Below are 12,607 nucleotides of genomic sequence, written 5' to 3' on the forward strand. Positions count from 1 at the left end.
GTTATAAAAAAGTTAAATCAGGCCAGAAAGTGACTGAGGAACAGCAGACCCAGCGAAACATTAATCGCGCCGCCGATCCGGGTTGCGATCTGCGCGAACGGCATCAGGTTCATGCGGTTGCCGGAGGTCAGAATCGCCACGTCGCCGGTACCGCCCTGACCGCTCTGGCAGCAGGAGACAATCGCCACGTCAATCGGGTACATGCCAATCTTTTTGCCGACCAGGAAACCGGTCGCCACCAGCGCCGTTACGGTGCTGATAATCACCAGCAAATTGGTCACGGTAAAGGCGTTGACCAGCTCCTGCCACGGGGTGATCGCCACGCCGACGGCAAACAGAATCGGATAGGTGACCGCCGTGCGGAAGAACTTATACACCATCTGCGAGCCCTCCTGCAGGCGCGGAGAGACGCCGTTCACCAGCTTCAGCAGCACCGCGAGGAACAGCATGCCCACCGGCGCGGGCAGGCCGATGGTCTTCTGCCCCAGCATACCCAGCATATAGAGCAGCACCGCCAGCAGCGCGCCGGAGGCCAGCGTCGTCACGTCCATTTTGCCCTCGGTGGGCGTTTCGCGATGCGTCTCGTTGCGGCGGTTCGGCATCAGTTGCCCCTCACCGGTCAAATGCGGGAAACGCTTGCCCAGCTGGTTCAAACAGCCGGAGATAACGATCGCCGTCAGGCTGCCCAGCATCACCATCGGCAGCACGCGCCCAAGCGCCACGCCCTGATCCATATGCATCAGCGCGGCGTAGCCAATCGACAGCGGGATCGCCCCCTCGCCGACGCCACCGGCCATGATCGGCAGGACGATAAAGAAAAACACCTGAAACGGCTCCAGCCCCAGCGCGGTACCGACGCCGACGCCGACCACCATGCCGACGATTTCGCCGCACAGCATCGGGAAGAAAATCCGCAGAAAGCCCTGAATCAGCGTGGTGCGGTTCATGCTCATAATGCTGCCGACGATAATGCAGCAGATATAAAGATAAAGAATGTTGGTCGACTTATAGAATTTAGTGGTCGATTCCACCACCACCTCCGGCAGCAGGCCGTAATGCACCAGCGCAGAAGGGATAAAGGTCGCGCAGATGGCCGCCGCACCGAGCTTGCCGAGTACCGGCAGCCGTTTACCGAATTCGCCGCAGGCAAAGCCGAAAAAGGCCAGCGTCGCTACCATCACGACGATATCGCTCGGCAGCTTGCCGCCCAGGCAGTCCAGCGCGATCAGGCCGCCGGCCAGCAAAAAGAGCGGCAGCGGGATAATACCGACTTTCCAGTTATCGAGGATATGCCACCAGCGCTGCTTAAGCGCGGGTTTCGGCGTATTAATAGGGTCGATGGTTGCAGAGAATGCATTGTCTGTGGTGCTCATAATTAAGCCCTCTGGTTATTATTACTTTTCAGGTTAGAGGGCCACGCGCGGAGTTAATGTGAGGATCGGCAGATTAAAAAAGAAGTTTTAATGGTCACTATGGTTTTTATGGTTTCTATTATTATTGTGAAACCGCTCTGATTTATTGCCGTGGTTTTTAAGGTTTTTAAATCCAGCGCCTGATTAACCTTGATAAATTCCCCGCCAGCGGATAATTCTGGTTCCCGGACGCTCTTGTGACGTTCACTGGTTTCCCTCAGCCACGATGCCGGCAGCGAAAAAATGATACGCTGCCGTATCCCTGATACTGTGCATTATACTTATGAAGGTTTCATTTCAGTTTAAGCTGTTCATTTCGCTGGTCGCTTTTTTCTCAGTGCTGTTTGCGCTGCTGGGCGTGTATTACTATTTCGACGCCAGCCATCAGCTTTATCAGGAAATGAGCGCCCGCGCGAAAATACAGGCAGAAGAAATCGCGCTGATGCCGGATTTACGTCAGCAGGTGGCGCGTGAAGACGCGCTGGCGATAAAGCCCTTTATGCAAAATATCGCCGCCCACAGCGACGCCAGTTTTATCGTCATTGGCGATAAGCGGGGCGTGCATCTGTTTCACTCTGTCCATCCGGAGTGGGTCGGCACGCGGCTGGTTGGCGGCGATAACCAGCCGGTACTTGAGGGGAAAAGCACGACCACCATCCGCAAAGGGGGACTCGGTATTTCCCTGCGCAGCAAAGCGCCCATTTTCGATGACGCGGGTCGGGTCGTCGGCATTGTCTCCGTCGGCTACCTCACCAGCTATCTCGACAGCATCACGCTGGCAAAAGTCATCAATATTTTCATCGCCGCGGTGCTGCTGCTTATCGCGCTGTTTATCTTCTCCTGGTACTTCACCCGCAGCATTAAAAAACAAATTTTCTCGCTGGAGCCGCGCGAAATCGGCCTGCTGGTGCGTCAGCAAAAAGCGATGATGGAGTCGATATACGAAGGGGTGATTGTGATTGACCATCACCGGCGTATTGAAGTGATAAACCACGCCGCCCGCAGCCTGCTCGGACTGAGCCAGCCCGCGCACCAGCTGCGCGGTAAGTCTATCGATAGCGTCATTACGCCGCAGCCGTTTTTCGCCGGCGGAGAGATGTTCGAAAGCGATACCCACGACGAGCTGTGCCGTTTTAATCAGCTGACGGTACTCGCCAGCCGGGTGCGAATCATGCTGGAGAATGCGCTCCAGGGCTGGGTGATCACCTTCCGCGACCGCGATGAAATCAACTCCCTGAGCGCCCAGCTCAGCCAGGTAAAACGCTACGTTGATAATCTGCGCATCATGCGCCATGAACAGCTCAACCGGATGACGACCCTCTCCGGCCTGCTGCATATGGGCCACTATGATGAGGCGATTCGCTATATTCAGGCGCAGTCGGAGCATGCCCAGGAGCTGCTGGACTTTATTTCATCGCACTTTAATTCGCCGACGCTGTGCGGCCTGCTGCTGGGTAAAGCCGCCCGCGCGCGGGAAAAAGGGGTTGAGCTGAGCTTTGACCCGGCCTGCCGCATCGACCGCCCGCTGCCGTCGTTGATGGAGTCCGAGCTTATCTCTATCATCGGTAATCTGCTGGATAACGCCATTGAAGCCACCCAGCGCGCTGAACTGCCGCACGAACCGGTCGAGATCCTGATTCAGCTCAACGCCCGGGAATTAATGATTGAAGTCGCCGATCGCGGCGTCGGTATTCGTCCGGAGATCCGCGAGCATATATTTGAGCGCGGCGTCACCACCAAAACCCGCGGCGATCACGGTATTGGACTGTATCTTATTGAGCGCTATGTCACCCAGGCTGGCGGCACGATTGAAGTGGCCGACAACGCGCCGCGCGGGGCGATTTTCACGCTGTTTATTCCCGCCAGCGGGCCAGCCCATCCGCAAGAAGAGACGCACTATGCATCATGACCTGGTCGATGTCCTGATCGTTGAAGATGAAAGCGAACTGGCGCGGCTGCACGCCGAGCTTATCCAGAAACACCCGCGCATGCGGCTGACCGGCACGGCGGCCTCTCTCGCCCAGGCGCGGCAGATACTCAACGCCAGACCGCCGCAGCTGGTGCTGCTGGATAACTACCTGCCGGACGGCAAAGGGGTCACCCTGATGAACGACCCTATTATGGCCCATGCTAACTGCTCGGTGATCTTTATCACCGCCGCCAGCGATATGGAAACCTGTAGCCAGGCAATCCGCAACGGCGCCTTCGACTACATTCTTAAGCCGGTATCATGGAAGCGCCTGAGCCAGTCCCTTGAACGGTTCGTGCAGTTCTACGATCAGCAGCGCGAATGGAAAATCGTCGACCAGCAGAACGTGGATTCGCTGTATCAGCTGCAGGCTAAAAACTACCGAGCCGATAGCGGCAGTAAAGGCATTGAAGAAAAAACGCTGACGCTGGTACAGAGCCTGTTTACCGGCGAAGAAGAGCGCTGCTTTTCGGTTGATGACGTGGTGAGCGAGGCTGGCTTGAGCAAAACCACGGCCCGTCGCTATCTGGAGCACTGCGTGGAAATCGGCTTTCTGGAGGTGGAAATGCTGTACGGCAAGATTGGCCATCCGCGGCGTATGTACCGCCGCGCCGCCGGCGCATCGTGACGCCTCTCCCGCCCGGGAGAGGCCGGTCGTTTAGAAGCCGCGCTGCTCTTTAATCAGCTCCCAGGCTTTCTGGATCTCCTGCGCTTTCTGCTTAGCCATCTCCATCATTTCCGGCGGTAGCCCTTTCGCCACCAGCTTATCCGGATGGTGCTCGCTCATCAGCTTACGATAGGCGCGCTTGACGGTGGCGGCATCGTCGGTCGCTTTGACGCCCAGCACATTGCAGGCATCTTCAAGGGTTGGCCCGCGCTGCGCCTGCTGCCAGCCGGCGCTGCCGCCGCGCTGGCCGTAAGATTGCTGCTGCGAACCGCCGCCAAACTGCGCCCCGCCCTGCATCATGCGCAGGAACTGTTCGAACTGAGCGCGGGAGATGCCCAGCTCGTCGGCAATCACAAACAGCACGTCACGTTCGTTGGGATGCAGTTCGCCGTCGGCGAAAGCCGCCTGCAGCTGAATTTCCAGAAACATCCGAATTAAATCAAAACGCCCAAAGCAGACGCTGCGCAGCTGGCGCATTTTCTCCCGCAGCGGGTAATCATCTGATTTCCCTACGCGAAACGCGTGCTGGGCCGCGGTACGCGCTTCGCCGTGCAGGTTCATGCGATCCATCAGCAAATTGGCGACCTGAATATCGGCTTCGGTAACGCGCCCTTTCGATTTGGTCAGATGCCCCATCACTTCAAACGTCGTCGAGAAGAACAGCGACTGGCGCTCCTGCTGATTGGCAAAGACGTTCAGCCGGCGGCTGCGCGCGCGGTCAAACATATGTCCGATTAAGAAGCCCAGCACCACGCCCCAAAAGCCGCCGCCCATCATCAACGCAACCGCAACGCCAATTATTTTACCCAAATACTGCATAGACTCCCCAATCTCTCTGCCGCCAGTTAAGCTATATCTGACCGCACGTTACAAAGCGTTTACGCCTCGGTCAATTGTGGGACATAGCCTATAATTTGCTTTATCATACTCGTCATTCTACACGGTGCCTAACGCTCGGGCTCGAAACGGGCAGGATTAACACTAGCGCGATTTAGACGAGTACGTTAGGCTCTGACCGTTTGCAAGCCGCTGCCACACGATGACGGAACAACAAATACAACGTATGAAAAAACGTATTCCCAGCCTCCTGGCCACCATGATTGCCAGCGCCTTGTATAGCCAACAGGGCCTCGCTGCCGATCTCGCCACGCAGTGTATGCTTGGCGTACCAAGCTACAATCGTCCTTTGGTTGAAGGGAAACCCAACGACCTGCCGGTGACGATCGATGCCGATCATGCGAAAGGCAACTATCCTGATAACGCCGTATTTACCGGCAACGTTGATATCAATCAGGGGAACAGCCGACTGCAGGCCGATGAAGTGCAGCTTCACCAGCAGCAGGCCGCGGGCCAGCCGCAGCCGGTGCGCACGGTCGACGCTCTCGGCAACGTTCACTATGATGACAATCAGGTGATCCTCAAAGGGCCGAAAGCCTGGTCGAATCTGAACACCAAAGATACCAACGTCTGGCAGGGCGATTACCAAATGGTTGGCCGTCAGGGGCGCGGTACCGCTGACCTGATGAAACAGCGCGGTGAAAACCGCTATACCATCTTAGAAAACGGCAGCTTCACCTCCTGTCTGCCGGGCTCTGACACCTGGAGCGTGGTCGGCAGTGAAGTCATCCACGACCGCGAAGAACAGGTCGCTGAGATCTGGAACGCCCGCTTCAAGCTCGGTTCCGTACCGATTTTTTATAGTCCCTACCTGCAGCTGCCGGTGGGCGACAAGCGTCGTTCGGGCTTTCTGATCCCCAACGCCAAATACAGCACCAAAAACGGCGTCGAGTTCTATCTTCCTTACTACTGGAACATCGCCCCGAACTTCGACGCCACGCTGACGCCGCACTATATGAGCAAGCGCGGCGGCGTCATGTGGGAGAACGAATTCCGCTATCTGACCAAAGCAGGAACCGGCCTAATCGAGTTCGACTACCTGCCTTCGGATAAAATTTACCAGGACGATCACTCCGGCGACAGCAATAGCCGCCGCTGGCTGTTGTACTGGAACCATTCTGGCGTCGTAGACCAGGTGTGGCGCTTCAACGCCGACTACACCAAAGTCAGCGACCCGGACTACTTTAACGACTTCAGCTCTAAATACGGTTCCAGTACCGATGGCTACGCGACGCAGAAGCTCAGCGCCGGCTACGCGAATCAGAACTTTGACGCCACCGTATCGACCAAGCAGTTCCAGGTCTTTAACCGCGACTCAAGCAACGCCTATTCCGCCGAGCCGCAGCTGGACGTGAACTACTACCAGAACGATGTCGGCCCGTTTGATACCCATCTTTATGGCCAGGCGGTACATTTTGTTAACTCGAACAGCAGAATGCCGGAAGCAACGCGCGTTCACTTCGAGCCAACCATCAATCTGCCGCTGTCTAACGGCTGGGGAAGCATCAATACTGAGGCAAAACTGCTGGCAACCCATTACCAGCAAAGCAACCTTGATGACTACAACGCGGCCAACGGTACCGATTACAAAGACTCCGTTAACCGCGTCATGCCGCAGTTTAAAGTCGATGGAAAAATGGTTTTCGAGCGCGATATGCAGGAGAACTATACCCAGACGCTTGAGCCGCGGATGCAGTATCTGTATATCCCCTATCGTGACCAGAGCAAGATCGGCAGCTACGACTCAACCCTGCTGCAGTCGGACTACAGCGGCCTGTTCCGCGACCGTACCTATAGCGGCCTCGACCGTATCGCTTCCGCCAACCAGGTCTCCACCGGCGTCACATCTCGCGTTTATGATGCCGCCGCCGTTGAACGTTTTAATATTTCCGTTGGTCAAATCTACTATTTCACCGAGGCACGTACCGGTGACGACAACATCAACTGGGAGAACAACGACACGCGAGGTTCACTGGTATGGGCTGGCGATACCTACTGGCGCATCGCCGATGACTGGGGTTTACGCGGGGGAATTCAGTACGATACGCGTCTGGATAACGTCGCAACCGGCAGCGGAACCGTGGAATACCGTCGCGACGAAAACCGTTTAGTACAACTTAACTATCGTTATGCGAGCCCGGAATACATTCAGGCGACCCTGCCGTCTTATTCCACCGCTAAGCAGTACAAAGATGGTATCTCGCAGGTGGGGATGACCGCCAGCTGGCCAATCGTCGATCGTTGGGCAGTCGTTGGCGCGTATTACTACGACACGAATACCAGAAAGTCAGCGAACCAGATGTTAGGGGTTCAGTATAGCTCCTGCTGCTACGCTATCCGCGTCGGCTATGAACGTAAGATCAACGGCTGGGATAACAGCAGCAGCGAAAGCAAATACGACAACACCTTCGGCTTTAACATTGAGCTGCGCGGCCTGAGCTCCAACTACGGTCTCGGCACCCAGCAGATGCTGCGTTCGAACATTTTACCGTACCAGAGCTCCCTGTGATGTGGCTGGTTTACACGTAATCCGCAATTGCGGTTAATTGAAATGGAAAAAGTATGAAGAACTGGAAAACGCTGCTTCTCGGTATCGCCATGATCGCGAATACCAGTTTCGCTGCCCCACAGGTTGTCGATAAAGTAGCGGCTGTCGTCAATAATGGCGTTGTTCTTGAAAGCGACGTCGATGGCTTGATGCAATCGGTAAAACTGAACGCCGGCCAGGCCGGGCAGCAGCTGCCGGATGACGCCACCCTGCGTCATCAGATCCTTGAGCGTCTGATCATGGACCAGATTGTCCTGCAGATGGGCCAGAAAATGGGCGTGAAGATCTCTGACGATCAGCTCGACCAGGCCATCGCCAACATCGCCAAACAAAACAACATGACCATGGATCAGATGCGCAGCCGTCTGGCCTATGACGGTATCAACTACAGCACCTACCGTAATCAGATTCGTAAAGAGATGCTGATTTCGGAAGTACGTAACAACGAAGTCCGTCGTCGTATCACCGTTCTGCCGCAGGAAGTTGAAACCCTGGCCAAACAGATTGGCGATCAGAACGACGCCAGCACCGAGCTGAATCTCAGCCACATTCTGATCCCGCTGCCGGAAAACCCAACGTCCGAGCAGGTGGCGGAGGCTCAGGATCAGGCCAATTCAGTGGTTCAGCAGGCGCGCAGCGGCGCGGACTTTGGCAAACTGGCTATCACCTACTCTGCCGACCAGCAGGCGCTGAAAGGCGGCCAGATGGGCTGGGGCCGGATTCAGGAACTGCCGGGCATCTTCGCCCAGGCGCTGAGCACCGCGAAAAAAGGCGATATCGTCGGCCCGATACGTTCCGGCGTGGGCTTCCATATCCTGAAAATTAACGATATGCGCGGCGGCAGCCAGAACATCTCCGTGACCGAAGTTCACGCTCGCCATATCCTGCTGAAACCGTCGCCGATCATGAACGACGATCAGGCTCGGGCGAAGCTGGAGCAGATCGCGGCGGATATTAAGAGTGGAAAAACCACCTTTGCCAAAGCGGCAAAAGAGTTCTCTGAAGATCCGGGCTCTGCCAACCAGGGCGGTGATTTAGGCTGGGCGACGCCGGATATCTTCGATCCGGCCTTCCGCGACGCCATTCTGCGCCTCAATAAAGGCCAGACCAGCGCTCCGGTTCACTCCTCCTTCGGCTGGCACCTGATTGAGCTGCTGGATACCCGCAACGTCGACAGAACCGACGCCGCGCAGAAAGATCGCGCTTACCGCATGCTGATGAACCGTAAGTTCTCTGAGGAAGCGGCGACCTGGATGCAGGAACAGCGCGCCAGCGCCTACGTGAAGGTTCTGAGCAACTAATTGCATTAGCCTCATACACAACATCGCTCAGGGTGTATCGAGGCGGCTGAGCAAATCGCCCCGGTCTCTGACGGGGGCGACGAAGCGCAGCCAGTAAGAGACCGCCTGAAGGATGACGTGTATGAATCGAGTTGTTATCACTCCCGGTGAACCCGCCGGGATTGGCCCCGACCTCGTTGTGCAGCTTGCGCAGCGCGACTGGCCGGTAGAGCTGGTGATCTGCGCCGATGGCGCTCTGCTGTCTGACCGGGCGAACCTGCTCGGTCTTCCTTTATCGCTTCTGCCATACAACCCCACCGCTCCCGCTACGCCGCAGCGTGCAGGCACCCTGACCCTTCTCCCCGTCGCGCTCAACGCGCCGGTTGAACCGGGCGTGCTCAACGTCAGCAACGGCAGCTACGTGGTGGAAACGCTGGCCCGCGCCTGCGATGGCTGCCTGAACGGCGAATTCGCCGCGCTGATTACCGGGCCGGTGCACAAGGGCATTATTAACGATGCGGGGATCGCCTTTACCGGTCATACCGAGTTCTTTGAAGAGCGCTCGCAGGCCAGTAAAGTGGTGATGATGCTGGCGACCGAAGCGCTGCGCGTGGCGCTGGTGACCACTCACCTGCCGCTAAAAGCGATAAGCGATGCGATTACCCCTGAGCTGCTGCGGGAAATCATCACTATCCTGGATCACGATCTGCGCACCAAATTTGGTATCAGCAACCCGCACGTGCTGGTTTGCGGCCTGAACCCGCACGCGGGCGAAGGCGGCCATATGGGGACGGAAGAGATCGATACCATCATTCCGGTGCTCGAAGAGATGCGCGCGAAGGGGATGAATCTCAGCGGCCCGCTGCCGGCGGATACCCTGTTTCAGCCGAAATACCTCGACCATGCCGATGCGGTACTCGCGATGTATCACGATCAGGGCCTGCCCGTGCTAAAATACCAGGGCTTTGGCCGCGGCGTGAACATTACGCTCGGTTTACCATTTATTCGCACTTCCGTTGACCACGGCACCGCGCTTGAACTTGCGGGCCAGGGGAAAGCGGAAGTCGGCAGTTTTATCACGGCGCTTAATCTCGCCATTAAAATGATTGTTAATACTCAATGAATAATCGAGTCCATCAGGGCCACTTAGCCCGTAAACGCTTCGGGCAAAACTTTCTCAACGATCAGTTTGTGATCGACAGCATTGTCTCGGCCATCAATCCACAAAAAGGCCAGGCGATTGTTGAAATCGGCCCCGGCCTCGCCGCGCTGACCGAACCGGTCGGTGAACGCCTCGACCAGCTCACCGTTATCGAGCTGGACCGCGACCTGGCCGCTCGTCTGCAGACGCATCCGTTCCTCGGACCTAAGCTGACGATTTATCAGCAGGACGCGATGACCATGAACTTCGGCGAGCTGTCGCAGAGTATGGGCCAGCCGCTGCGCGTATTCGGCAACCTGCCGTACAACATCTCGACCCCGCTGATGTTCCATCTGTTCAGCTATACTGATGCCATTGCCGATATGCACTTTATGCTGCAAAAAGAGGTCGTCAATCGCCTGGTTGCCGGGCCGAACAGTAAGGCGTATGGTCGGTTAAGCGTAATGGCGCAGTACTACTGCCAGATCATTCCGGTGCTTGAAGTTCCGCCGAGCGCCTTTACGCCGCCGCCTAAAGTCGATTCCGCCGTGGTGCGTCTGGTGCCTTACCGCACGCTGCCGCATCCGGTGAAAGAAGTGCGCGTACTGAGCCGTATCACGACGGAAGCCTTTAACCAGCGTCGGAAAACGATCCGCAACAGTCTCGGCAACCTGTTCAGCGTTGAGGTTCTGACCGAACTGGGCATCGATCCGGCGAAGCGCGCAGAGAATATTTCCGTAGCGCAGTACTGTCAGCTAGCTAACTGGTTATCTGAGAACGCGCCCACCAAGGAGAGCTAACCATGATTAATTCGCCCCGAGTTTGTGTACAGGTGCAAAGCGTCTACATCGAATCGCAATCTTCTCCGCAAGAAGAGCGCTACGTCTTCGCTTATACCGTGACCATTCGCAATCTGGGGCGGACGCAGGTTCAGCTTCTTGGCCGCTACTGGCTTATCACCAACGGCCACGGTCGTGAGACCGAAGTCCAGGGTGAAGGCGTGGTCGGCGAGCAGCCGCATATTCCGGCCGGCGGCGAATATCAATATACCAGCGGCGCGGTCATTGAAACGCCGCTGGGTACCATGCAGGGACATTATGCGATGATCGATGTGAACGGCGCGCCGTTCACCATCGAAATCCCTGTTTTCCGTCTCGCAGTACCCACTCTCATCCATTAAAACATGTCTACATACCTTATTGGCGACGTTCACGGTTGCTACGATGAACTGATCGCATTATTAGAGCAGGTGGAGTTTAACCCTGAGACTGATACGCTGTGGCTCACGGGCGACCTGGTCGCGCGCGGCCCCGGTTCGCTCGAAGTACTGCGTTTCGTGAAACAGCTTGGCGATAGCGTACGCCTCGTTCTGGGCAATCATGACCTGCACCTGCTGGCGGTCTTTGCGGGCATTAGCCGCAATAAACCCAAGGATCGGCTGAAATCGCTGCTTGAGGCACCGGACGCCGACGATCTGCTCAACTGGCTGCGTCGTCAGCCGATGATGCAAATCGATGAAGAGAAAAAGCTGGTCATGGCCCATGCCGGGATCACCCCGCAGTGGGATCTGGAAACAGCCAAACAGTGCGCCCGCGATGTGGAAGCCGTACTTGCCAGCGACTCCTATCCGTTCTTCCTCGATGCGATGTACGGCGATATGCCGAACAACTGGAGCAACGAACTCAGCGGCCTGGCGCGCCTGCGCTTTATCTCCAACGCCTTTACCCGCATGCGCTACTGCTTCCCGAACGGGCAGCTGGATATGTACGCCAAGGAGGCGCCGGAAAACGCGCCCGCGCCGCTCAAGCCGTGGTTTGCTATTCCCGGGCCGGTGGCCAGTGAGTACAGCATTGCCTTCGGTCATTGGGCTTCGCTGGAAGGGAAAGGCACGCCGGAAGGGATTTACGCGCTGGATACCGGCTGCTGCTGGGGCGGCGATCTGACCTGCCTGCGCTGGGAAGATAAAACGTACTTCACGCAGCGATCGAACCGGCAGAGCAATCTTGATGAAGGCGAGGCGATCGCCTCCTGAAGAGAGTCACCCCGGTGAGCGAACGTCACCGGGGAAAACCTTAGCGGCGCTCCAGAATCTCGAAGCAGTAGCTATGGGAATTCTGCGCATCGGCATCGTGGAACTCGCTGAATACCGACTCCCACTCATCCGGATCGTAATCCGGGAAGTGGGTATCCCCTTCCACTTCCGCATCAATATGGGTCAGATAGAGCTTGTGCGCTTTCGGCAGGAACTGCTCGTACACGCGTCCGCCGCCGATCACCATCATCTCTTCCACGTCGCCGCAGGCGGCAATGGCTTCATCGACCGATTTGACCCACTGCACGCGATCGTCGGTGCCGGGCTGGCTGCTAATCACGATATTTTTACGCCCCGGTAACGGACGACCGATGGATTCCCAGGTAAGACGTCCCATCACTACCGGTTTGTTTAAGGTATTGCGCTTAAACCAGGCGAGATCGGCAGGCAGATTCCATGGCATGGCGTTTTCCATACCAATGACGCGATCTACCGCTAACGCCGCAATCAGACTGATCATTGAATAATTCCCGAATGCAAAAAATTGTCGCCACTATACGGAAAGCGTAATACTTCGTCGACTGGGCGAAGAGTAAAGAATCAGAAAATTTTAAGATTTGCTGGCGAGCCCACGTAAGCCCCGTGAGCCGCCAGGCAGGAT

General features: G+C 56.7%; 11 protein-coding genes. 8 read left to right on the forward strand and 3 right to left on the reverse strand.

The annotated features are described in order from the left end of the window. Positions 1-17: 17 nt before the first annotated feature. A complete protein-coding gene (locus tag JLG71_RS23505; protein ID WP_049069206.1) occupies positions 18-1,373 on the reverse strand; it encodes a 2-hydroxycarboxylate transporter family protein in 1,356 nt (451 codons plus the stop codon). Positions 1,374-1,695: 322 nt separating this feature from the next. On the opposite strand from JLG71_RS23505, the gene JLG71_RS23510 reads away from it, so the two are divergent. Together JLG71_RS23510 and JLG71_RS23515 are read left to right on the forward strand one after the other, a co-directional pair. After that, positions 1,696-3,321 carry an ATP-binding protein gene (locus tag JLG71_RS23510; protein ID WP_014837388.1) on the forward strand — a complete coding sequence of 542 codons (1,626 nt, stop codon included), beginning with the start codon at positions 1,696-1,698 and terminating at the stop codon, positions 3,319-3,321. After that, positions 3,311-4,009, forward strand: coding sequence for a response regulator (locus tag JLG71_RS23515; RefSeq protein WP_116280270.1), 699 nt, complete (start codon positions 3,311-3,313; stop codon positions 4,007-4,009). Before JLG71_RS23510 ends, JLG71_RS23515 begins: the two co-directional genes overlap by 11 nt. 30 nt (positions 4,010-4,039) lie before the next feature. Here the strand turns inward: JLG71_RS23515 and djlA are convergent, their stop codons facing one another. Continuing rightward, on the reverse strand, positions 4,040-4,867 hold the full coding sequence (gene djlA / locus JLG71_RS23520; protein ID WP_185219617.1) for a co-chaperone DjlA: 828 nt from the start codon (positions 4,865-4,867) through the stop codon (positions 4,040-4,042). A 244-nt stretch (positions 4,868-5,111) separates the two neighbouring features. Here djlA and lptD point away from each other — a divergent pair, with 244 nt between their 5' ends. The 6 genes from lptD to apaH all read left to right on the forward strand — a co-directional run bounded on the left by lptD (position 5,112) and on the right by apaH (position 11,946). Beyond that, positions 5,112-7,454 (forward strand): LPS assembly protein LptD, encoded by a 2,343-nt coding sequence (gene lptD / locus JLG71_RS23525; protein ID WP_200913848.1) that lies wholly within the window; start codon positions 5,112-5,114, stop codon positions 7,452-7,454. A gap of 53 nt (positions 7,455-7,507) precedes the next feature. After that, complete coding sequence (surA, locus tag JLG71_RS23530; protein WP_004098530.1) at positions 7,508-8,794, forward strand: peptidylprolyl isomerase SurA; 1,287 nt, start codon at positions 7,508-7,510, stop codon at positions 8,792-8,794. A 121-nt stretch (positions 8,795-8,915) separates the two neighbouring features. Continuing rightward, a complete protein-coding gene (gene pdxA / locus JLG71_RS23535) occupies positions 8,916-9,896 on the forward strand; it encodes a 4-hydroxythreonine-4-phosphate dehydrogenase PdxA (protein WP_014837386.1) in 981 nt (326 codons plus the stop codon). Then, positions 9,893-10,714, forward strand: a complete 822-nt coding sequence (gene rsmA / locus JLG71_RS23540; RefSeq protein ID WP_004098527.1) for a 16S rRNA (adenine(1518)-N(6)/adenine(1519)-N(6))-dimethyltransferase RsmA — start codon at positions 9,893-9,895, stop codon at positions 10,712-10,714. Before pdxA ends, rsmA begins: the two co-directional genes overlap by 4 nt. 2 nt (positions 10,715-10,716) lie before the next feature. Further along, positions 10,717-11,094, forward strand: a complete 378-nt coding sequence (gene apaG, locus JLG71_RS23545; RefSeq protein ID WP_004098526.1) for a Co2+/Mg2+ efflux protein ApaG — start codon at positions 10,717-10,719, stop codon at positions 11,092-11,094. Positions 11,095-11,097: 3 nt separating this feature from the next. Beyond that, the gene (gene apaH / locus JLG71_RS23550; RefSeq protein WP_014227890.1) at positions 11,098-11,946 is read left to right on the forward strand and encodes a bis(5'-nucleosyl)-tetraphosphatase (symmetrical) ApaH; all 849 of its coding nucleotides are present in this window, start codon (positions 11,098-11,100) and stop codon (positions 11,944-11,946) included. A 40-nt stretch (positions 11,947-11,986) separates the two neighbouring features. Here the strand turns inward: apaH and folA are convergent, their stop codons facing one another. Further along, positions 11,987-12,466 (reverse strand): type 3 dihydrofolate reductase, encoded by a 480-nt coding sequence (gene folA / locus JLG71_RS23555; RefSeq protein ID WP_004098524.1) that lies wholly within the window; start codon positions 12,464-12,466, stop codon positions 11,987-11,989. Positions 12,467-12,607 lie beyond the last annotated feature (141 nt).

Origin of the sequence: Klebsiella michiganensis (genome assembly GCF_015139575.1) — a bacterium.
Lineage (GTDB): Bacteria > Pseudomonadota > Gammaproteobacteria > Enterobacterales > Enterobacteriaceae > Klebsiella > Klebsiella michiganensis.